Raw genomic sequence first — 22,822 nt, 5'->3', positions numbered from 1 at the left:
ATTTGATTTTGAACGAGATATTTAGCGGGTTTGAGCACTTTCCTCGATTTGGAAATAGGTGCTCCCCGAAAGCGGTAAGAACACGATGTTCGTGCCGTAAGAGAGATCCCTGGCGTTAAGAGAATTCAATACTTGTCCATTTGGAAACCACTTCCAAACTCAAGCTATAAAACCAAAACGCAAGTTCTGCTCGACCGTTCGATTTAAAGCTCTTCGTCTGTGATCCAACTGAAATGACCGCCTATCCTTCGCCTCCAATACCTTTTGGGCAGTAGAACTTTATTCAAAAGGAAGGATTTTTTATGTCCAAAGAGATGATTGTCAGTGTTAATGGTCGCGAGAAAAAAATTGCGATCCTCGATAACGGTAAGGTTACCGAGTTTTATATCGAACGCGGCGAAGAGAATTCCGGCGTCGTCGGCAATGTTTATAAGGGCCGCGTGATGCGTGTGCTGCCCGGAATGCAGTCGGCGTTTGTCGACATTGGCCTCGAACGCGATGCGTTTTTGTATGTCTCGGATTTCTTCGACGAAGAAGAGGAGATCGAGCGTATCGTTATGGAAAAGAGCAAGAAAGAATCGCCCGAACAGGCCCAACGCACCGCCCGCGAGATGATCGACCTTTCACGCGCCGCACGCGAAAAACAGATGGAAGCTGCTCAGGAGATCACCGAACCGATCGTTGAATCGACCGACGATGACGCTGAACTGGACCGCGAGGATTTTATCGAAAGTGTTGTGTCTGGAGAAGGTACACCCGAATCTGAGCCAGCCCCCGAGCCGGTTAAAGAGCAAAAACGCGGCCGTCGCGGCCGTCGCGGCAAAGAGCCAGTTATCGAGATCGAAGAGCCCACGCCCACATTCGAGGTCGAGTTCGATAACTCGGGATTCGAACGCATCAGCGATAGCGAGGATGAGGACACCGGTGAGATGTTCAAGGACGCCTATATGCAGGAAGCGATCGTCGATCGCGTACGTGCCGCTGAGTTTGAAATGGAGACCATCACCGAGGCTGAAGTCGGATCATTGCTTGCCGAAGTCGTGAGCGATGGCAGCGGGTTCGAACGAATCGCGGACGAAGACGACGAACCGGCGGCGCCTGCGAAGGGACGAGGCCGTTCGAAAGCAAATGCCGATGAAGCCGAAGAAAAACCGGCCGCAAAACGCAAGACCCCGGCAAAGCGAAGCACCGCAAAGGGCAAATTCGCAAAACCCAAGGCCAAAAAGTCGGTAAATAAAGGCGACGAGTTGGAAGATGCCGAAGCGAGCGTAAAGGAATCAAGTGAAACAGCCGAGATGGCTGTTCGTCGAGGAGGCCGGGGCCGTCGGCGTGGTGGTAAGGTCAAGATCGAAGATGCCCTTGAGGAGCTAAACGACGGCGAGGAACCGATCGAAGCTTTGGCAGAATTAGAGATCGAGCCCACAGAGATCGCCGAAGAACGATCAGAAAATACGGCACCGGAACCCGAGGTCGAAGCTAGTTCTGACGAATCAGTGATTCAAGAGCGGTCGGCGGAAGAACGTCCGCGGGGGCGCGACAGCCGTGAACGCGGCAAGCGCGGAGGACGCTCACGAAATGATCGGCCGACCAGCGACCGTCCGAGTGGCGACAGACCCGTTAGTGACCGCCCGAGCAGCGATCGCCCGTCAAATGAAGGCAGCAGGCGCGACCGTAATGAGAGGGGCGACCGTGGGGGCCGTTCGCCACAGCCAACTATTTCGGACCTTTTGAAAGAAGGCCAGGAGATATTGGTGCAGATCGCCAAGGAGCCGATCGCAAAGAAAGGTGCCCGCATTACGTCGCACATCGCTCTGCCGGGCCGTTACCTTGTATATATGCCGACGATCGAGCATCTCGGCGTATCACGCAAGATCGAATCAGCAAATGAGCGGGGCCGTCTGCGTACTCTGATCCAGCGGATCCGTCAGGACAACGAGATACCTTCCGGCGGGTTCATTGTTCGTACCGCCGGCATTGGTGTTTCTGAGGAAGACCTTAGAAACGATGCAAAGTATTTGGCTCGTATGTGGGCCGATTCGAAGAAGGGCTCGGAAAAGAAGAAATCTCCGGCATTGATACATCAGGATCTCGACCTTGTCCAGCGAATTCTGCGTGATCAACTGGCTGACGATTTCACGGCCATCCGCGTCGACAGTGAAGAGGAATACCTCCGAACGGTCGAGTTCATGAACCTCATCCAACCGCGTACGGTCAACCGCGTGAAGCTTTACACACGTGACGAGCCGATCCTCGAGTATTACGGTGTTCAGGAAGAGATCGATAAGGCACTCAAGCCGCGTGTTTGGCTCAAATCGGGAGGCTACCTCGTCATCAATCAGACCGAAGCTCTCGTCGCGATCGACGTTAACACCGGCAAATTTGTCGGCAAGGGTAATGCCCGGCTTGAGGATACGATCACCCGAACTAACATGGAGGCCGTCGATGAGATCGCTCGTCAGATCCGGCTTCGCGATCTCGGCGGCATCATCGTGCTCGACCTGATCGACATGGAAGACCGCCGCAACCGGCACAAGGTTTCGCAGGCACTGCAGGAAGCTCTCGCCTCCGACCGTTCGCCGAATAAGGTGCTCTCGTTCAACGATTTCGGGCTTATTATCATGACCCGCAAACGCGTCAAACAGTCGCTCGAACGCACGATGTGTGCCCCGTGCGACTATTGTGAAGGTGCGGGCTGGGTCAAATCGCCGATAACGGTCTGTTACGAAATATTGTCAGAAGCCCGCCGTCTGTCACGCAGTGTCGATGACGTCCGTCACACGACATTGCGGGTTCACCCGGACGTCGCCAAGGCGTTTCGCAGTACCGAACGCGAGGTTCTCGAAGAGATCGAGGCCTACCTCGGCCATATCGATGTCACGTCTGACAAGTCGATCCATCAGGCACAGTTCGATTTTGCGTTCATTTAGACCGCTTGCGCGGTTTCAGACAAAAAGGGCTGTGAATGAAAATTCGCAGCCCTTTTTGCGCCTGCAAAGCGCGTTTCGGGGGAAGACCAAACGTGTATTTTTCACCTCGGGTTTGAATTGTGGTACGTACCACAATTTGATCAGCAAATTTGTCGAAAATGCCGTTCAGCGACAGTTTTTAAGGGGTTAGCGACACTGTTTTCGGGGGCTGGCGACAGTCAAAAACGGGGTCAGCGACAATAAAAAGACGCCGTGCGACACATCATTTTCGAACAAACAAAACTGTCGCTGGCCGCTCCGCAGCGAGAATTGGTGCCATAAGTGCGTTTCGCCTCTTTCCGACCATTACCACCAAAATGATGAGGTCGCCTGTGCCGATGACAATGATGATGGTCGACTCATAGATCTCGGTTTGCCCCATAAGATACACCAAAACCCACGCTTCGAACCGCCAGCCACCGACGAGACCGACGGGTTCGAGCGGTTTTATTGAACGTGAGTGCCACGACTGTGAAAGTGAAGCGAATTTTCTGTGATCGCTTCGGCAAAACAATGATAGAATCTGCGTAAACTGCATCGGGTCTTTGAGAGGCATTATGGGTGAATCACGCGAAAGCACCCTGCCCCTGATGAAGTTTCAAAGGCATTAGATCAGCAGACGGTAGAGGAGAAAGTAATGGAATCTAGACGAACACGACACGCAATTTCGTTGTCAGTTGCTCTTGCACTCGCTATAACGCTCCTGTCTGTGGGTCTGTCCCCGGCGTATGCGGCGGGCGGAGCCTTTGACATCACGTTCGACGGCAACGGTCGGCTCGCGACGGATTTTTCGGGCGGACAGGATATAGCTTATGACGTTTTGATCCAGCCGGACGGCAAGATCGTCGCTGTTGGATCAACGGACCCTGAGTCAGATGCAGGACTCTGTGCGTTGACTCGTTACAATCCAAACGGCTCGCTCGACACGACTTTCGGCGGCGACGGCAGAGTAACGATACTTGTGAGCGGTCTACCAGATTGTGTCCTCGAGGCAGCAGCAATTCAATCTGACGGGAAGATCGTCGCGGCCGGACGTGTCTTCAATCCGGGAGGGTTCTTCAATCAGATGGCAGTTGTCCGCGTTTTGCCTAACGGCGATCCCGACACTACTTTCTCAGGCGACGGAGTGATTACCGGCCTCAGTTTCTTGGGGCCTGCGGAGATACATGCACTCGCCATTCAGCCGAACGGTTCGATCGTCGTTGTCGGCGATTTAGGGACGTCAGATATGGCAGTTGCCCGGCTAACATCGGCAGGTGTACTTGACACGACCTTTTCTGGGGACGGCGTCACAACGATCGATTTTGGGGGCACCACCGGTGAAGCCGCGCAGGGTGTCCATATTCTCGCAAACGGCCAGATCCTCATCGGAGGCACTGCCAATCCGGCGAACAATGCTACGCGTAATTTTGCCCTCGCCCGCATGAATATTAACGGTTCCCTCGACACTACGTTTGATCTGGACGGTAAAATCTTAACGGACCTTCCGAACGCCACTACCGAGACCGTGTTCGACATGAAGGTCCAGGGCGACGGCAAGATAATTCTGGCCGGAACCAATGGATTCGACAATGCTCTCGTCCGATACAACCCGAATGGAACCCTAGATAGTTCTTTCGATGGCGACGGCCTTGTGACGACCAGTGTTGACTCCTTAATGGACTCAGCGAATGAAATTGCTTTTCAGTCCGACGGCAAGATCGTAGTTGTTAGCATTAATACGGTGGGAAGTCCTGATTTTGTGCTCCTACGGTACCATGCAAACGGCACTCTCGACGCGAGCTTTGGCACCAATGGCATTTTAGTTTCGGATATGACCAACGGCAGCAGTGACACGTCAAACGCGGTAGCGATCCAGCCTGACGGCAGAATCGTCGTCGCTGGGCGAACCCGCAATACCTCGGCCGGCAGCACCGATAATTTCTGCGTTGCGCGGCACCTGCCGGGAAATGCAACTGCATTCGATCTTGACGGCGACGGCAAAACCGATGTCTCTATCTTTCGTCCTGCGCTTGGCCAATGGTGGCATAACCGGAGCAGCGATGGCGGAAATCGTGCCTTGGTGTTTGGTGTGAGTACGGATACGATCGTTCCGGCGGATTATACGGGTGATGGGAAATCGGACATTGCGTTCTTTCGGCCTTCGACCGGGTTTTGGTATGTTTTGAGATCGGAAGATCTATCGTTCTTTGCAACTCCATTTGGGGCGAGCGGCGACGTGCCTGTGCCGACGGATTTTGATGCGGATGGCAAGGCTGACATTGCTGTTTTTCGGCCCTCTAATTCGACTTGGTTCATAAATAATTCCGGTGGCTCACCAACGACGATCCAGCAATTTGGTATCGCAGGCGATGTTCCGGTCGCGGCTGATTATGATGGTGACGCAAAAAGCGACATCGCGATCTATCGTCCAAATGCAGTCGGCGGAGCTCAGTGGTGGATCCAGCGAAGTGCAACGAGCATCGTCGCGGCGTTGCAGTTTGGGACTTCGACCGACAAAACCGTCGTCGGGGATTTTACGGGTGACGGCAAGGCCGACATCGCATTTTGGCGGCCTTCGACAGGATTTTGGAATGTGCTGCGGAGCGAGGACCTCTCTTACTTTGCGTTCCCGTTCGGCACGACCGGTGACGTGCCTGTCGCGGGAGATTACGACGGCGACGGCAAGACGGACGCGGGCGTATTCCGGCCTTCGAACTCAACGTGGTTCATCCAACGCTCGACCGCCGGAACACTGATCCAGCAGTTCGGTGCCGCCGGCGATGTGCCGCTGCCAAGTGCGTTCGTGAGGTAAAGCGGAAGAAAATTGGCCGCGGATCACGCGGATAGGACGGATCAGAGATATTTTCTATCCATGATGTCTGGGTGATCTGCGGCTAAATTTTATTAGAATTTGATCTCTTTCTTTGCTTCCTTCGGGGTCGCGGGTTTTGTGAATATTGAGTCAGGGATGCTCTTGTTGAATTCGACAGTTTCGTAATTGATCCGCGATGTTGGTTTGCCGTTTGTGACGTGGTCGATTATGAACGGTGTTTTGATGCCGTCGATATCGACGAACTGGGCATAGCGGTCCTCTTCTTTGACCTCTTCGCCGTCGGGTGTCGTCTTTTTATAAAGCGATCTCTGGGGCAGACCGTTGTCGACCGAAAATTCGAACTCGATCACGAAACCGTCTTTGAATGAGAGCTTTATGGCGTCGTTTCGTTTGCCGAGAGCAGCGGGACGGCGGCCGATATATGAGAGCTCGGCATCGCCACGCCATGCGCCGCGAAGCAGATTGTCGAGGCTCGTCCGCATGCCCTGTTTGAAATTCGCGAGCTGCGTTTCGTTCTGAACCTTGACGACTTCCTGTTCGCCGTCATAGACCCAACCGGTTCCGCCGGAGTTGGTTTGTACCGTTAGAGTTCCCCGTTCCTTAAATTCTGTTCGCTCTTTGTCCGGGAAGACGATGACATCGACAAATGTCTGAAACGAGACCGTCGCACCTTCTTTGATGACGCTGAATTTGCCCCGTCCGATCTGTGATCTCACCTTGAGATAACGGTCACCGCCAAGCACCTGCACGGCCTTTGCGATCACAGCCTCGGCCTTTTCAGTCTGCGGCGGCTTTGGCGTATCGGTCTGTGCGGATGTAAATGTCGTTGATACAAAAATTACGCTAACAAGCGCAAAAAAGGTTCTGAGAATTGATCGGTTCATATAGAAAAAGGCTTTGATGATTTTATCACCAAAGCCTTTGATGCAAAAAGTTTTTGCTGCGTCTAGTTGAGGCTGAAAACCTCGCCCGGTTTTACCGTGATCTCGCCTTCGGCGGCATCGACGATGAATTTTGTCGACAGTTTCCATTCATTGGTGATCGGCAATTTTACCTTTTGATCGATGTGCCGTTTCAGGAATCTGGCACCGTATGCCGGTGAGAATCCTTTTTCGGTCAATAGGTCAAGAGCTGCCTCAGTTACCTCAACGACCTTGCCTTGCCGTTCCATATTTTTCTGGAGTTTGGCGAGGTAAAGTTTGGCGATCTCGCGAACTTCGTCAAGGACGAGAGGCGAGAACACAATGATCTCGTCGATACGGTTTCGAAACTCCGGCGTGAACCGCGACTCAGCCGCTTTCATCGCTTCGGCCTTTATCTGCGACACATCTCCGAGCGTCTTTTGGCCGAAACCGAGCGGTTTTTCGTACCGTTTGAAGTTTTCCGAGCCAAGATTTGACGTCATGATGACGATCGCGTCCGAAAGATATACCTTCTTGCCGCGGCCGTCGGTGATCCAGCCTTCGTCGAATGCCTGAAGAAAGATGTTCATCAGGTACGGCGAAGCCTTTTCGACCTCATCGAGCAGCAGTACTGTGTACGGATTGTCACGAAGCTGCTCGGTCAAAATACCGCCGCGTTCTGAGCCGACAATACCGCGAGGCATGCCGATTAGCTTTTCGATGCCGACCGTGCCGTCACCGTATTCGCTCATGTCGATGCGGATCATCTTGCCTTCGTCGCCAAACATGAATTCAGCGACTGCTTTGGCGAGTTCGGTCTTTCCAACGCCGGTCGGGCCGAGGAAAAGCAGTACGCCGTCGGGCGCGTAATGATTGTCTTTCAGAGGCCCTTTGTTCAAACGCAATCTCTCAGCGACCGCACGCACGGCATCTTTCTGACCGATCACGCGATTACCAAGATCGGCTTCCATGGCGGAAAAACGATCTGACGTGTCGCGATAGATCATATCTTTCGGAATACGCGATTCCTGAGAGATGACATCAATGATGTGCTCGGGCCGGACGATCATTTCGAGCGGCTCGTTGATCTCGACCTTGACCGAAGCCGTGTCGAGCCAGCCGATCGCTTTGTCGGGCAGGTGCAGATTGCGAATGTACTTCGGAGACATCTCGAGGGCCATATTGATGGCCTCGTCCGAGATCGTTACGGAGTAATTCTTCTCCAGCCGCGGCCTGACGCCGAGCAGGATCTCCTTTGTCTGGTCCATCGTCGGTTCGTCAACCGTTACGAGACGGAACCGGCGGGCAAGAGCTTCGTCGTCCGCGATGTACTCTTTGTATTCGGTGATCGTGGTTGCACCGATGATCCGCAGTTCGCCGCGGGCCAAGCTCGATTTGAACATGTTCGCCGCATCCGACGTCGTCCCCATTGCGGCACCGGCCCCGATGATGGTGTGAGCTTCGTCGATGAAGAGAATGATGTGGTCTTTCTCTTTTACCTCGTCGATTATGCCCTTGATCCGCTCCTCGAACATCCCGCGAAGCATTGTCCCGGCGACAAGTCCGCCCATCTGAAGCTGCACGATATGTGCATCGCGCAATCTTGCAGGGACCTTTTCAGGCTCAAGTTCGATCAATCTGGCTAAACCTTCGACGACCGCCGTCTTACCTACGCCCGGCTCGCCAACAAGCATCGGCGAATTAGAACGTTCGCGGTGCGAGAGGATCTCCATCATCTGCAGTATCTCGCGCTCGCGGCCGATGGTTGGCGGGATCTTGTCCTGACGTGCCAATTTGTTCATCGAAACGCCGAAATGACGAAGGAATGAGGGCAATTCGTATTTTTGACGGGTACGTTCCTCCTCTTTTTCACGCTTGCGGATGCGTGTACGGGCGCTCGTTGCAACCTCATCGGACGGCACTCCCAGATTTTGCAAAACGTCATTAAGCACACTGCGTTCGTCGTTTGAAAGAACGTAAAAAATATCGCTGCCATCGATCACACGCCGCCCTTGCGAACGAGCACGATCCATCGCGCGTTTGAAGAGCTCGGTGGTTTCAGGAGCAATTCGAAATCCGCTGCCGGTATGTTGGCGTCCGCTCTCCATCCGTTTTTCGATCAGCATTTTGACCGAACGCGGATCGACCGCAAGGTCACGCATTGTCGATGTAAAAAGATCGTCTTCCTCGAATGCGACTGCATGTAGAATGTGCTCGATCGACACGTAATTTTGATCACGCTTTTTGGATTCGCCCAAAGCGGTCTCCAAAACACGTCTGCCGCTTTCGCTGAATTTATCCTTGTATGCGTCTATATCTGCCATATAAATATTGGTAAAACTAAAATATTCGATGCGGCCAAACGGAAGGGATTTGCCTGTACTACATCATAACACTTCGACGCGTGCGCCGAAAAGGATTTTCCGGCGCGGTATTTACTAAGCCGCCGAATCGGCCATACCTTTCCCGACCTGAACTCGTGCAGGACGCAGCAGTTTGCCGCCGAACCTGTAACCGCGAGTATATTCAGCGGTGATCTTGCCATCGTTTTCCGCGTCGGTCGCGACCATATCGACGGCTTCGTGCTGCTCCGGATCAAAAGCAACGCCAACTGATGCGATCGGCTCGACGCCGACATCGATAAGGGCTCGCTCAAAACTTCTGGCGGTTCCGATCACACCGTCACGCAGATGTTCGACTGACGGGTCGGTCTCGCTCGCGGCGACTGCCAAATTTAGGTTGTCGAGCACCGGAAGCAATGTCGTCAGGAAGTTGAACTGAGCCTGTTTGCCACGATCCTCGAGTGTTTTCATTAGCCGCGTACGCATTTCGGCCGTTTCTTTCTCCAGATTCGCCTTTGCCTCATCAAATTTGACCTGTACGCTGCTGAGTTTTGCCTCGGCGGCCTCGCGTCGTTCGGTCTCGATCTTAAGTGCGGCCTCAAGAGCGATCTCGGCGGCCGACTTGACCGGTTCTGTAGGCTTCTCGTCACCGACGACACGTTCGCCATCAGGACTAAACCGGCGTTTGTCGTTTACAGGGATCTTCACTTCGTCTGATTCGTCAAACTCGATTTCTTGCTCGTTCATTTTCTTTTTCTTAAACATTTTAATGCAGGAGCCCACACGTTCGTATGGGCGTACCTATTAACATAGATCAATAATATCATTCTCCGGTCAGTTATACGTCGGGGCCTACGCACCAGCCTCGGCACTGTTCACCACCGGTGTGAATTTCATTTCGCCGTTCTCAGCTGATACTTTCACGATACTTCCGCTAACGATATCGCCCTTCAGAAGACTGACCGCAAGCGGATTTTGCACCAGCGTCTGTATCGCACGTTTCAGCGGCCTTGCGCCGTAAACAGGATCGTAGCCTTCCTTAATGATCAACTCACGAGCCGAATCCTCGAGCTCGATGGTAATGCCGCGATCGTCGAGATTCCTACGCAGTTTTTCGAGCTGGACATCAATGATCTTGGCGATCTCATCACGAGTTAACTGAGCAAATACGACGATGTCGTCGATTCGATTAAGAAACTCAGGCTTGAAATGGTTCCGCAATACTTCGAGTACATCTTTCTTGATCTCGCGATCAGCAAGCGGATTCTCGGTTGCAGCCTGTATCTCACGCGAGCCAAGATTTGAGGTCATGATCAAGACCGTATTCTTGAAATCAACAACCCGTCCTTTCGAATCGGTCAGACGACCGTCATCCAAAATTTGCAGCAGCACGTTGAATACGTCCGGATGGGCCTTTTCGATCTCATCGAAAAGCACGACCGAGTACGGACGCCGTCGTACGGCTTCGGTCAATTGGCCGCCTTCTTCGTAACCGACGTATCCCGGAGGAGCCCCGATCATGCGGGCTACCGCGTGCTTTTCCATATACTCGGACATGTCGAGCCGCACCATTGCCTTTTCGTCGTCAAAGAGAAATTCAGCTAGCGCTCTGGCAGTCTCGGTCTTTCCGACGCCGGTCGGGCCTAGGAAAATAAATGATCCCACCGGGCGATTTGGATCCTGAAGACCCGCACGGGCGCGCCGTACCGCATTTGAAACAGCTTCGAGAGCCTCGTCCTGTCCGATCACGCGTTTGCGAAGGCCGGACTCCATCTCGACAAGTTTCTGCATCTCGCCCTGCAGCATCTTGGTGACCGGAACGCCGGTCCATTTGGCAACGACCTCGGCGACGTCCTCTTCGTCGACCTCTTCTTTTAAGAAAACGCCGTCTTTCTGTAGTTCGCCGAGACGGGCCTGCTCGGATTCGAGCAGTTTTTCGAGTTCCGGAATGCTGCCGTATTGGATCTCCGCGGCCTTGGCCAGATCGCCGGCCTGACGTGCCTGCTCGAGTTCGAGTCGTGCCTGCTCGAGCTTGCCCTTAGCGTCACGCATCTTTTCGATCTCGTCTTTTTCGGACTGCCATTGGGCTTTCATCGCCGACGATTTTTCGTTGAGATCGCCGATGCGGCGTTCGATATCATCGAGACGCGTCTTTGATTTCTCATCCGTTTCCCGCGTCAATGCCTGGCGTTCGATCTCGAGCTGCAAAATTTCGCGCTCAAGAACGTCGATCTCCTGCGGAAGCGAATCGATCTCGATCCGAATACGCGAAGCCGCTTCGTCGATAAGATCGATGGCCTTGTCCGGCAAAAAGCGGTCAGTGATATATCGATTTGAGAGCGTTGCTGCGGCCACAATTGCAGCGTCCTTGATCCGCACGCCGTGGTGTACTTCGTAACGTTCTTTCAGCCCGCGGAGGATCGCGATCGTGTCCTCAACATTCGGTTCCCCGACATAAACTTGCTGGAAACGGCGTTCGAGAGCTTTGTCCTTTTCGATGTATTTCTGATATTCCGCGAGTGTCGTGGCACCGACCGAGCGCAAAGTGCCCCGTGCAAGTGCCGGTTTGAGCATGTTCGAGGCGTCAATTGCACCTTCGCTCGCTCCCGCTCCAACCAATGTGTGCAGTTCGTCAATGAACAAAATTATCTGTCCCTCGGCCTTTTCGATCTCTTTCAGGACAGCTTTCAAACGGTCTTCAAATTCGCCGCGATATTTCGCACCGGCGAGCATCGCTCCGAGATCGAGCGAAACGAGGCGCTTATTTTTCAGCGTTTCAGGCACGTCGCCTGACACGATCCGCTGAGCCAATCCTTCTACGATCGCCGTCTTACCGACGCCCGGCTCGCCGATCAATACGGGATTGTTTTTTGTTCGACGTGAGAGGATCTGTATCGCACGCCGTATCTCGTCGTCGCGGCCTATGACAGGATCGAGCTTGCCTTTGCGGGCAAGCTCCGTTAGATCTTGCGCATATTTGTCGAGTGCCTGAAAATTTTCTTCGGCATTCTGATCCGTGATCTTCGACCCGCCGCGCATGTCAGTTATCACCTTTTCGAGATCGTCGCGAGTAACTCCATTAGAGCGCAGGATCCGTCCCGCATCACCTTCTTTCTCAGCTGCGATCGAAAGCAAAAGATGTTCGGTGGACATATATTCGTCCTCCATCTTTTCCGCTACTTTCTGAGCGTCTTGAAAGATCGTGTTCGTGCGCGAGCTGAAATATTGCTGGCCGCCTGTTACTTTGGGAAATTTTTCGATCGCAGCGTTAATTTCGCCGGCGATCGCACCGGCATTCGCACCGATCTTGCCGAAGATCGGTTTGACCACGCCCTCTTTCTGCTCAAGCATCGCTGCGAGCAAATGTTCTGGCTCGACCTGTTGATTTTGGCCTTTCTCGGCTATGCCGATAGCCTCCTGTACGGCCTCCTGGCCGCGGATCGTAAATTTATCGAATCTCATAGTCTTATTGTAAACAACGAACGGTGAATGATGAATGTTCGCACTCACCATTCACCGCTCGTCGTTTACCCTCGTGCGTTTTATGCACCGGCCGTCTTGGCCTTGTTTTCAGCCTCGATCGTCTTGGGCGTTGCATCACCCCCAACGATCTCGATCTTGCGTGCCTTGGTCTCTTCGCGTTTCGGCAGACTCAGATGCAGAATTCCGTTGTTGAATTCAGCTTTCACGCCTTCCACGGTAACCGTCTGCGGCAATGTGAACGAACGGGTGAATTCGCCGTATGAACGTTCGACGCGATGATAGTTGTCACCCTCGGTCTTCTTTTCAAATTTGCGTTCGCCCTTGAGCGTCAAGACATTGTTCTCGAATGACAGCTCAAAATCGTCCCGGCTCATGCCCGGAAGTTCAGCTTCAAGAACGAGATTTTCCTTATTCTCAAAAATATCGACCTTCGGCAACCATGCACCGTTGAGCATATCTTCACGGCTTGCGCTTGAAGGCGCAACTCCCGCAAAAAGACGCGTCATTTCGTCCTGAAGTCCGCGAAGTTCTCTAAATGGATCGTATCTTACTATGTTCATGATCATTTCCTCCAAAAATTCATTAGATTAATGACTAATCACTTAGTCTACGGAAATAATAAAATATGAGTGTAGGATTGTCAAGTATTCTGCGAAAAAAAATTCAAGGTCAAAAATAGTGGTAAGTTGTTGTTTTCGGGTGACACATTTGACGTTTCTCGGTTATATTTGTTGACGCACATTACCTACAAAGTAAATGAAGATTCTTCGCGAAGTTTTATGGCCGTTGATCGCCGTTTTGGCGGCGTTCGTTGTCGGCGGGATCATTGTGTTGCTGATCGGTGACAGTCCTTTCCAGACCTTTTACCAGCTTATCGGCAATTCCTTTGGTTCGCTCAACGACTTTGGCTACACGCTGTTCATTGCGACGCCGCTGATCTTTACGGGCCTAGCGGTTGCTGTCGCGTTTCGATGCGGATTGCTGAATATTGGAGCTGAAGGCCAATTGTATGTCGCCGCATTTGCGACGGCATGGGTCGGCATCAAGTTTGGGGGGACTATGGTCAATATCTTCGGAAAGGAAGAGAACTGGTCATGGTACAGTTTGCCGGCGGTTTTGCTTGTCTTACTTTGTATCGTCACGGCGGTGGTTGCGGGCGGTGTTTGGGGAGCGATCCCTGGAATACTGAAAGCAAAATTTGGCTCGCACGAAGTGATCAATACGATCATGCTGAACTTTATCGGCGTCGCCTTGGTCAGCTATTTTACACAGTATTATTTTAAGATCCCGGGCGACCCGATCATGCAGACCGCCGAAATAGGCCCGGCGGCCCATATTCCAAGAATCAGCCAGTACATTCCCGGAATGCCCGATTTTGTGCCGCTAAGTGTCGCCTTTTTGTTGGCAATATTGATGTGTGTGCTTGTCTACATTTTCTTATGGAAAACAAAATGGGGCTATGAGCTGAGAGCTGTCGGGGAAAATCCGTCCGCAGCGGAATACGGCGGCATTTCACCAAAAAGCAGATCATCATCGCGATGACGATCTCGGGCGGCTTGGCCGGAATGGTCGCCATCGGCGAGGTGCTCGGCTATCGATACCGTTACTACGACGGCTTCTCCGACGGCTGGGGATTTCTGGGGATCGCGGTAGCTTTGCTGGGCCGAAACCATCCGCTCGGGATCTTTTTCGCCGCTATCTTTTTCGCTGTTCTGAAACGCGGCGAGATCTTTGTGGATATCGAAACAAAATACGTTTCAAAAGATCTGGTCGAAGTACTTCAGGCGATCATCATTATATTTGTGGCTTCTCTACAGAGATTTACGAGGAAATAGAGTGGGCGAATTATTTACACCGGCATTTATTCTGATCTTGCTGTTTTCGACGGTGCGACTCGCAACGCCGCTCATTTTCGCTGCGCTAGGCGGCCTGTTCTCTGAGCGAGCAGGTGTGATCAACATTGCTCTCGAAGGACTAATGCTGGCGGGGGCCTTTGTCGGGGCCGTGGCAACGTATGAACTTCAGAATCCCTATATCGGTTTCATATGCGGAATTGTCGCCGGTGCGTTTGTCGCTTTGATTTATGCAGTAGCCGTGATCAAATTCGAGGCCGATCAGGTCGTTGCCGGGTTTGCAATTACGATGCTGATGATCGGTTTGCCGGCAGTGATCAGCAGCAGGATCTATGACTCGGCCGGGTCGACCCAGCAGATCGCCAAGGAATTTTTGCTTCCTTATTTTTACAACCGCGTCTCGATAGCATCGATCTTGGCGTTTGTCCTAGTGCCCGTTTGCTGGTACGTACTTTACAAAACGCCGTTCGGACTGCGTCTTCGGGCGACGGGCGAAAACCCTGAAGCTGCTGACGCTGCCGGCGTAAACGTTATCCGTCTGCGATACATCGCCGTCGTCATCTCAGGGGTTCTGGCCGCGGCCGGCGGCGCATATCTCTCGATCGGCCAGTCGTCATTATTCACTCGCGGAATGACTGCCGGCCGAGGCTATATCGCCCTCGCGGCATTGATCCTCGCAAAGTGGAAACCGATCCCTGTCCTGTTCGCTTGTCTTTTTTTCGGATTTACTGAGGCTTTAGCGATCCAATTACAAGGTGTAGTAAAAATGCCGTCCGGTGAAGACATCCCGGTCCAATTCATCCAGATGATCCCGTATGTTTTGACGATCATCGTCCTCGCTGGATTTATCGGCCTGTCACGGGCTCCAAAGGCGTTAGGAATTCCATATAGAAAAGAGAACTAGATTCGATCACAGTTTTGCCCGGATTACGCAGATGTAATTGATGCATCTGCGTTTTTCTATGTTAATCTGACATTCCGAAAATTTATGTCATACGAAAAAGCTGCTGAGGCGGCGGCGTTTATCAGATCAAAATATTCCGGTGAGACCGCGACGGCGATCGTGCTCGGCAGTGGCCTGGGTGCGTTTGCGGACGAACTCGAGAATGCGGTGAAGATACCATATGAGCAGGTCCCGGGTTTTGCGCGTTCTACAGTCGAGGGGCATGCGGGCCAGCTTGTTTTAGGCGAGATCGGCGGCATGGCGGTTGCCGTACAACAAGGCCGATTTCATTATTACGAAGGCTATGAGATGGAACAGGTGATGATGCCTGTCCGTACGTTTGGCTTGCTCGGTATTAAGAATCTAGTCCTGACGAATGCCGCCGGTAGCCTTAATTCGGATATGATCCCCGGCAGCCTGATGCTTATCACCGATCACCTCAACTGCATGGGCGTCAATCCGCTTCGAGGGCCGAACGACAGTCGATTCGGGCCGCGTTTTCCTGATATGAGCGACGTCTATGACCGTGAGTTTCAGGACATCGCGAGCGGGGAAGCAAAGGCGATCTCACACGAGCGGTTTGAAAAAGGCCTCGACAAAGAGAAGATCGATTTTATGCACCGCGGCATCTACTGCGGCCTGTCGGGACCGACGTATGAGACACCTGCGGAGATACGTATGCTTCGAGAATATGGCGCCGATGCCGTCGGCATGTCCACCGTACCCGAGGCCATCGCCGCCCGCCATCAGGGCACCCGCGTTCTCGGCATCTCGTGCATCACAAATCTCGCCGCCGGCATGAGCGACGAGCCGATAAATCACGAAGAAGTGATGGAAACGGGGGCGAGGGTCGCGGAGGTTTTCAAGGAACTTCTTCGCAGGATCGTTTCAAAGATCGGTTGAACCGCGGAGAGGCGGAGACGCCGAGGTAAAAACTTATTCCCTTTCTCTGCGTCTTTGCGTCTCTGCGGTTAAAATATTTTTATGATCATAGGAATTTGCGGTGGAACTGGTTCGGGAAAGACGACGATCGCGCGTTCGATCGTCGAGGCGGTCAGCGCGCAAAATGTGGTGTTGGTCGAGCAGGATTCGTATTACCGCAACCTCTCGGACATGCCGCTTGACGAGCGGCACCAGGCGAATTTCGATCATCCTGATTCCCTCGACAGCGATATGCTGGTCAATCACATCTTGCGCTTAAAGCAGGGCTTGTCGATCGAGATGCCGCTGTACGATTTTGCGACGCACACTCGCAGCGAGAAGATCGAGATCATCGAACCGCGTCCGGTCGTCATCGTCGAGGGGATTTTGATATTTGCCGAACCGCGGGTCTTGGACCTGCTTGACGTGCGTGTTTATGTCGATACGCCGGACGATATTCGCTTAATGCGGCGTTTGAGGCGTGACATAACCGAACGCGGACGCACATTCGAGCGCACATTAGAGCAGTACGAACGCACGATCCGGCCGATGCATTACGAATTTGTCGAGCCGTCGAAACGCCACGCTGATATCATCATCCCCGAAGGCGCCCAGACCGGCGTGACGGTCGAGGTGCTATGCGGGTTAGTGCAGCGAAAGTTGAATAAGGAATTGGCCGCCGATGGCCGGAAATGAAGTAACGTTGATGGAAATAAAAGAACTGATCAATGCCGCGATCGAAGCTCGTGAAAACGCATACGCCCCGTATTCCAACTTTCAGGTCGGTGCGGCCGTCGAGGGCGAAAGCGGTGACATCTACATAGGCTGCAACGTTGAGAGTGCGAGTTACGGCCTCACTGTCTGTGCCGAGCGGGTAGCTATTTGGAAAGGTATCTCCCGCGGCGAAAAGCGATTCAAGCAAATAGCCGTCGTAGTCGATACCGAGGAACTAACGCCACCGTGCGGCGTTTGCCGTCAGATCATTTGGGAATTCTGCGGCGATGTGCCCGTGATCCTCTCAAATCTCCACGGAAACACCGAGACCATCATGATGAGCGAACTCCTGCCGAGAGCATTTGATTCGAAGTTTTTGAAGTAGATTTGGCCGCGATCGGGCTCAGAAAATGCAAAAACCGCTTTTGCGCCTTTTGTGCTTTTTCGCGGCAAGTTGCCTTCGTCCGCCTATTTGATGTAACTTCAGCTATGGATAAGCTGAAATTTTTCTTTACAACATTCCTCCTTTTAACATTTTCAATTTCGACCCTTGCGCAGCGGATTCCGCATACGGAGAAGTATGTGGCGCCGTGGAGTTGTGACCTGTTGATCGTTGGCGGGACGGTGGTGACGATGGACGGCACACGCCGTGTGATCGAGGATGGAGCGGTTGCGATCAAGGACGGCAAGATTGCGATGGTCGGGACGCGGGCGGTGGTAACAAAGAATCTCAGAGCGAAGCAAACGATCAGCGCCAACGGCAAGGCCGTCATTCCCGGGCTGATAAATACTCACACGCACGCGGCGATGTCGTTGTTTCGCGGTATCTCGGACGATCTCGATCTGAATGATTGGCTGACGAAGTTCATATTCCCGGCCGAAGCGAAGAATGTGAACGAGCAATTCGTGCGGGCCGGAACTCGGCTTGGGCTCGCCGAGATGATAAAAGGCGGGACCACGACGTATTGCGACATGTATTACTTTGAGGATGCCGTCGCAGACGAAACGAAAAAAGCGGGAATGCGCGGCGTCTTGGGCGAGACGATCATCAGATTCCCTGTCTCTGACAACAAGACGCCCGAGGCGGCATTAGCCTATACCGAGAAATTCATCAACAAATGGAAAAACGATTCGCTGATCATTCCCGCAGCGGCTCCGCACGCACCGTACACGCTTGAGACCGCAACTCTCAAAGCCATAAAAGCTCAGTCTGACCGCTTGAATTCGACAGTGGTTATCCATGTCGCAGAGACGAAGAAAGAACGTGACGATATCCTCGCCCAATACGGCAAAACGCCTGCCGCGTATCTCGACAGCATCGGTTTTTTGTCGGATCGGACGATCGCTGCACACAGCGTTTGGCTGTCGACTGACGAGATCGATATTTACAAGACGCGAGGCGTCGGAGCCGCTCATTGCCCGACGTCGAATATGAAACTTGCGTCCGGCACCGCACCGATCGCGGCGATGCTTGCCAAAAATGTCGCGGTCGGCCTCGGCACCGACGGCGCAGCGTCGAACAACGATCTCGACATGTGGGAAGAGATGGACCTCGCCGCCAAGCTCCACAAACTCACCACGGGCGACCCCAAAACACTGCCCGCCGAACAGGCATTCGAAATGGCTACAATCCGCGGTGCACGTGCCTTGCATCTCGACAAGATCACCGGTTCGATCGAGACCGGCAAGCGTGCCGACATCGCCATCGTCGATCTCGACAGCCTCAATCAGGTGCCATATTTCAACATTTATTCGTCGCTCGTTTACTCGACCAAGGCGACGGATGTCCGCACAGTCATTATCAACGGCCGTGTCGTGATGCTCGACCGGCGGTTGCTCACGCTGAACGAAAGTGGTATAAAGAAAGACGCAAACGCATACCGCAAAAAAATCATCGAAAGCTTAAGGCAATGATTTAGCGGGCCCAACAAAGGCTCGAAAGCGTGATTATTTGGTAGCGTTATGAAATTTGGAACGGGTCGTACAAGTGAGCCTTCACGTTTAAGTTCGCTTGACCTTTACGGAAAATTTAAGTCAATGGGAGGACTCTAAATGCCGTTAAATGTCAGAAGGTTTTGCTCTGCAGTCTTCGTTAATTTACTGGTTCTTATCTTTATCGCACAGGCACAGGATGTGCCGACGGCGCCGACCTCGGGCGACGTGATGCGAGACCGCATCTCTAAGGCGAAAGCCTACATCGCCGTCCGCAATTACAACGCCGCGATCTACGAGCTGGAGAATATCCGCAAGGAAACGGCCGACGTGTCGGTCCAGGGCGTGGTCAACGTCCTGCTGATGAACAGCTATCTCGAACAGGGCGATTTCAAACGCGCTCAGGAATTTCTCAACGTATATTTCACCGCACAAAAATCTAATAAGGCCAACGCCGCCGCGTTTTACAACGCGATCGCCGGCCAGGTCGTCAAGGATGCCAAGAACCGTGCCGAACGCTATCGTTCCTTGGGGCTTAGCGTGTCCGATCGGACGCTGCCGCTCGAGGTTCTCAACGATCTCGAAAAGATGCGCGAGACGCTCGAGCTTGTCATCGAGCAATCAAAAGAAATCAGCAAAACGCCTGCGAGATCTGCCGACGCGATGGCGATGCTTGAGGAAGCGAGCAATTCACGCAGCATCCTCGCCCGCGACGATTACGACGCTCGTAAATGGAAGGACGAGGTCGCCGACACGCGTGAGCAGATGGTCAATACCCGCAGCGTCGTCAGCGCCGTCACCGAAAGCCCGTTGGCCGCCGGCAACACCAGCACAGTCGCTGCAAATACAAAGCCGGCAATCACAACACCCGTCGTGATGCAGCCGGTCGTCGAAACAAAGCAGCAGACGGTCCGCGACCGCGAAGTAAAACAAACGAACACCAAACCCGCTGACAATACGGTCGCCAAGAACGACAAACCGATCATTATCCGATCCGCTCCGGCCAAAGAACAGCCGCAAACCGACACCGCCCGCGAATAACACGGCCGCATCAACCGACGGTTCGCCGCTCGATGTCGGATCGCTGATACCGTACGCGACCAAACAGGCACAGCCTACATATCCGCCGGCAGCCAAAACGATGCGCGCGACCGGCGTCGTCAAGGTCGAATTCACCGTCGATGAAAAAGGCGAGGTCGCCGAGGTTCGAAAAGCCAGCGGCCCGACGATGCTGCAAGGAGCGGCCAAAGACGCGATCCTCAAATGGCGATTCAAACCCTTTATGCGCGACGGCCAGCCGGTCCGTGCGAACGGTTTTGTGAGCTTTAACTTCAATCTGTAGCATTGAGTGATATTTGAACGACCCATAGGCGGCAACCTTTTCGCAAGGTTTGCCGCCTAAGTTATTTGAGAAATATATCGTATTGAGGTCGCGGGACTAACGGGTCCGATAGTGTGCAATATGAATGCCACTGTAGCCGATAACCTTGCCATCGCGCTTCCCGCCAACGGCTTTGCGCACTTCGCGGATGGCTTTGCGCACTTCGCGGAAGGCTTTGCGCAACTCGCGAAGGGCTTTGCGCAACTCGCGGAAGGCTCTGCGCACTTCGCGGAAGGCTTTGCGCAACTCGCGGAAGGCTCTGCCACTTCGCGGAAGGCTTTGCGCAACTCGCGAAGGGCTTTGCGCAACTCGCGGAAGGCTCTGCGCACGGTGATATCCTAGATGTGTAATGCAGTGAACGTACAATTGACTACGAGGAATCAAAAGATATGCTGTTTCGGCTCTTATTTATCACGGTATTCGCAGCAGTGACGGCTCTTGCACAGGTTCCCGCCATCGAACCCGGCGTTTCGCACGACCTCGCTAAATGGCGTGCCGCGAGATACAGCGATGTTCGATACAAGCTAAACCTAACCCTCGTAAAGATGTCGCCGGTGCTGAAAGGGACGATGGAGATCCGCGTAAAGGTGCTCACCGTGTCACCAGACGGCTCCCCTCCTTACGAAGGAGGGGTGGACGCCGCTTTGGGCGGACGGGGTGGTTCTCTGCTTATCCTCGATTGGCGCAAGATCAAGGGAAGTGAGCAGCTTTCAACCATTTCTGCGGTTACTGTGAATGGCCGCGTGGCAGAGAACCACCCCGTCGGCGAAACGCCGCCACCCCTCCTTCGTAAGGAGGGGAGCCCGGAAGCAGCCGTCGCGTTCACCGAGCATAACGAACACCTCATCTTCCGCGACGGCGTCGTCGTCGGCGAGAACGTCATCAAGCTCGATTTCACTTCGCCGATATTGACCAGCGGGTCGGCGATCACGCGGTATGTGGATAAAGAGGACGGAGCGGAATACATCTACTCGCTCTTCGTCCCGTCCGACGCCAGCACCGCCTTCCCCGTCTTCGACCAGCCGGATCTGAAGGCGAGGTTTACGGTTTGCCCGATGATACCAAATGACTGGAAATTTATTTCAAATTCCGATGCGGGAACCTTTATGACCGGCCATGGTCCGTTATGTGTTACTGAAGAAACCAAACCCATCAGCACCTACGTCTTCGCATTCGCGGCCGGGCAGTTCGAGCAAATGTCAGAACCGCTTACGTTAGTGGGCGGCACGAACGCTATCGCGAAATCAACGTCGGGACCCACTGTTCAACGTCCGAGCAATGCCACCTCCACGCCGCCCGCTCACGCAGGCGGTTCTGACAAGACCAAGCCGCCGACCTCGATCTACGTCCGCAAATCCCAAGCCGCCAAGTTCAAGCCTCACGCGGCCGAGGTCTTTCGGCTTAACCGCGAGGGCATTAAATATCTCGAAACCTATTTCGACTACAAATTCCCGTTCCCTAAGTACGACATTGTGCTGATCCCCGAGTTTCCGTTTGGCGGGATGGAGCACGCCGGGGCGACTTTTTTGCGTGAGGCGTCCGTCATCTTTCCGCAGGAGCCGACCAAGAACGACTACATCTCGCGTGCCAACGTCATCTTTCACGAAGCGGCGCATCAGTGGTTTGGCGACACGGTGACGATGAAATGGTTCGACGACCTGTGGCTAAAGGAAGGCTTTGCCGAGTTCATGGCGTACAAGACGCTCGAAAAGGTGATGCCCGAATACAACGCCTGGAAGGTCTTCTACGAACGCAACAAACAGGCCGCCTACCTCACCGACTCCACCAAAGGCACCACGCCCATCTACCAGGAGATCGCGAACCTGAATTCCGCCAAAAGCGCCTACGGCAACATCGTCTATCGCAAAGCCCCGTCGTTCCTAAAACAAGCCGAGTTCTACCTCGGCCCCGACAAATTCCAAACCGCCGTCCGCGCGTTTTTGAAGAAGCACGAGTATGCGAATGCAGGTTGGGAAGATCTGGTGAAGGAGTTTGAGACGGCGAGTGGCACGAGACTTGCGAATGTTTTCGGGGATGGATGGGTTCAAGATCAAAGGAGTGGGTTACCCCGAACCACTGGTTGACTCGCTCTGGAGACCGCAACTTGAGTATGCTATTCGATGAAAGCGGCAGAGGCATGGGGCCTTCTATTCGCTGCGGACGACAAAGGCCCATTGGCGAATTTGAAGATCAATCCCCTCTCGATTGATAAGAAAGGCGGACAGAAATCCAGCCTTGTCGAATTCATTAGACCGGACCGTATGGTTTTTCTGGAAACAAATAATGAAGAACGCGTGCTAACGTTTCCAAACTTCCAAGACTACGGCTACGGCATCTTCCTTCTCGACAATAAGAGCCGCGATTACGTCCTGAAAAATATCCAAAACGAAAAGGACGATTTCCTTCGCACAATGATGTGGGGCAGCCTCTGGGACAGCGTCCGCGAAGCGGAACTCGACCCAAAAGACTATGTCGAACTCGTCATCAAACGTTCAGAGTGCAAGCTTTAGCTTGTCCTCACCGCCCGCAAGAAGACAGGCTAAAGCTTGCACTCTCAACTTGGCCGATAC

General features: G+C 53.4%; 20 protein-coding genes. 14 read left to right on the top strand and 6 right to left on the bottom strand.

Going from position 1 to position 22,822, the window contains the following annotated elements; all coding sequences use genetic code 11:
- Nucleotides 1-302: 302 nt before the first annotated feature.
- Nucleotides 303-2,927 (top strand): Rne/Rng family ribonuclease, encoded by a 2,625-nt coding sequence (locus IPK01_06855; protein MBK7933212.1) that lies wholly within the window; start codon nucleotides 303-305, stop codon nucleotides 2,925-2,927.
- Between the two features lie 262 nt (nucleotides 2,928-3,189).
- On the opposite strand, the gene IPK01_06850 is transcribed toward IPK01_06855, so the two are convergent.
- Nucleotides 3,190-3,522, bottom strand: a complete 333-nt coding sequence (locus IPK01_06850) for a hypothetical protein (protein MBK7933211.1) — start codon at nucleotides 3,520-3,522, stop codon at nucleotides 3,190-3,192.
- Nucleotides 3,523-3,603: 81 nt separating this feature from the next.
- On the opposite strand from IPK01_06850, the gene IPK01_06845 reads away from it, so the two are divergent.
- Nucleotides 3,604-5,760: a VCBS repeat-containing protein gene (locus IPK01_06845; protein MBK7933210.1), complete on the top strand. Its 2,157-nt coding sequence runs from the start codon at nucleotides 3,604-3,606 to the stop codon at nucleotides 5,758-5,760.
- A gap of 92 nt (nucleotides 5,761-5,852) precedes the next feature.
- Here the strand turns inward: IPK01_06845 and IPK01_06840 are convergent, their stop codons facing one another.
- The 5 genes from IPK01_06840 to IPK01_06820 form a co-directional block, all read right to left on the bottom strand.
- Nucleotides 5,853-6,665, bottom strand: coding sequence for a hypothetical protein (locus tag IPK01_06840; protein MBK7933209.1), 813 nt, complete (start codon nucleotides 6,663-6,665; stop codon nucleotides 5,853-5,855).
- A 62-nt stretch (nucleotides 6,666-6,727) separates the two neighbouring features.
- A complete protein-coding gene (locus IPK01_06835; protein ID MBK7933208.1) occupies nucleotides 6,728-9,007 on the bottom strand; it encodes an ATP-dependent Clp protease ATP-binding subunit in 2,280 nt (759 codons plus the stop codon).
- A 114-nt stretch (nucleotides 9,008-9,121) separates the two neighbouring features.
- Nucleotides 9,122-9,772, bottom strand: a complete 651-nt coding sequence (locus IPK01_06830) for a nucleotide exchange factor GrpE (protein ID MBK7933207.1) — start codon at nucleotides 9,770-9,772, stop codon at nucleotides 9,122-9,124.
- Between the two features lie 105 nt (nucleotides 9,773-9,877).
- Entirely contained in the window at nucleotides 9,878-12,487 is a 2,610-nt protein-coding gene (gene clpB, locus IPK01_06825; GenBank protein ID MBK7933206.1) for an ATP-dependent chaperone ClpB, read from the bottom strand.
- A gap of 80 nt (nucleotides 12,488-12,567) precedes the next feature.
- Nucleotides 12,568-13,071, bottom strand: coding sequence for an Hsp20/alpha crystallin family protein (locus IPK01_06820; protein MBK7933205.1), 504 nt, complete (start codon nucleotides 13,069-13,071; stop codon nucleotides 12,568-12,570).
- Nucleotides 13,072-13,264: 193 nt separating this feature from the next.
- Here IPK01_06820 and IPK01_06815 point away from each other — a divergent pair, with 193 nt between their 5' ends.
- From IPK01_06815 to IPK01_06760, 12 genes are all read left to right on the top strand, one after another.
- The gene (locus tag IPK01_06815) at nucleotides 13,265-14,050 is read left to right on the top strand and encodes an ABC transporter permease (GenBank protein ID MBK7933204.1); all 786 of its coding nucleotides are present in this window, start codon (nucleotides 13,265-13,267) and stop codon (nucleotides 14,048-14,050) included.
- Entirely contained in the window at nucleotides 14,047-14,343 is a 297-nt protein-coding gene (locus IPK01_06810; protein ID MBK7933203.1) for an ABC transporter permease, read from the top strand. Before IPK01_06815 ends, IPK01_06810 begins: the two co-directional genes overlap by 4 nt.
- 1 nt (nucleotide 14,344) lies before the next feature.
- Nucleotides 14,345-15,265: an ABC transporter permease gene (locus IPK01_06805; GenBank protein MBK7933202.1), complete on the top strand. Its 921-nt coding sequence runs from the start codon at nucleotides 14,345-14,347 to the stop codon at nucleotides 15,263-15,265.
- An 84-nt stretch (nucleotides 15,266-15,349) separates the two neighbouring features.
- Nucleotides 15,350-16,207, top strand: a complete 858-nt coding sequence (locus tag IPK01_06800; protein MBK7933201.1) for a purine-nucleoside phosphorylase — start codon at nucleotides 15,350-15,352, stop codon at nucleotides 16,205-16,207.
- 81 nt (nucleotides 16,208-16,288) lie between these two features.
- The gene (udk, locus tag IPK01_06795) at nucleotides 16,289-16,921 is read left to right on the top strand and encodes a uridine kinase (protein ID MBK7933200.1); all 633 of its coding nucleotides are present in this window, start codon (nucleotides 16,289-16,291) and stop codon (nucleotides 16,919-16,921) included.
- A 16-nt stretch (nucleotides 16,922-16,937) separates the two neighbouring features.
- Nucleotides 16,938-17,324 (top strand): cytidine deaminase, encoded by a 387-nt coding sequence (locus tag IPK01_06790; GenBank protein ID MBK7933199.1) that lies wholly within the window; start codon nucleotides 16,938-16,940, stop codon nucleotides 17,322-17,324.
- A 104-nt stretch (nucleotides 17,325-17,428) separates the two neighbouring features.
- Nucleotides 17,429-18,853, top strand: a complete 1,425-nt coding sequence (locus IPK01_06785) for an amidohydrolase (GenBank protein MBK7933198.1) — start codon at nucleotides 17,429-17,431, stop codon at nucleotides 18,851-18,853.
- A 138-nt stretch (nucleotides 18,854-18,991) separates the two neighbouring features.
- Nucleotides 18,992-19,912: a hypothetical protein gene (locus IPK01_06780; GenBank protein ID MBK7933197.1), complete on the top strand. Its 921-nt coding sequence runs from the start codon at nucleotides 18,992-18,994 to the stop codon at nucleotides 19,910-19,912.
- A 100-nt stretch (nucleotides 19,913-20,012) separates the two neighbouring features.
- Nucleotides 20,013-20,213, top strand: coding sequence for an energy transducer TonB (locus IPK01_06775; protein MBK7933196.1), 201 nt, complete (start codon nucleotides 20,013-20,015; stop codon nucleotides 20,211-20,213).
- A 120-nt stretch (nucleotides 20,214-20,333) separates the two neighbouring features.
- Nucleotides 20,334-20,594, top strand: a complete 261-nt coding sequence (locus tag IPK01_06770) for a hypothetical protein (protein ID MBK7933195.1) — start codon at nucleotides 20,334-20,336, stop codon at nucleotides 20,592-20,594.
- 47 nt (nucleotides 20,595-20,641) lie between these two features.
- Complete coding sequence (locus tag IPK01_06765) at nucleotides 20,642-22,336, top strand: hypothetical protein (protein ID MBK7933194.1); 1,695 nt, start codon at nucleotides 20,642-20,644, stop codon at nucleotides 22,334-22,336.
- Between the two features lie 36 nt (nucleotides 22,337-22,372).
- The gene (locus IPK01_06760) at nucleotides 22,373-22,762 is read left to right on the top strand and encodes a hypothetical protein (GenBank protein MBK7933193.1); all 390 of its coding nucleotides are present in this window, start codon (nucleotides 22,373-22,375) and stop codon (nucleotides 22,760-22,762) included.
- The last annotated feature ends 60 nt before the right edge of the window (nucleotides 22,763-22,822 follow it).

The organism is Acidobacteriota bacterium (genome assembly GCA_016713675.1).
Lineage (GTDB): Bacteria > Acidobacteriota > Blastocatellia > Pyrinomonadales > Pyrinomonadaceae > OLB17.
This window is presented reverse-complemented; position numbering and strand designations above follow the sequence as displayed.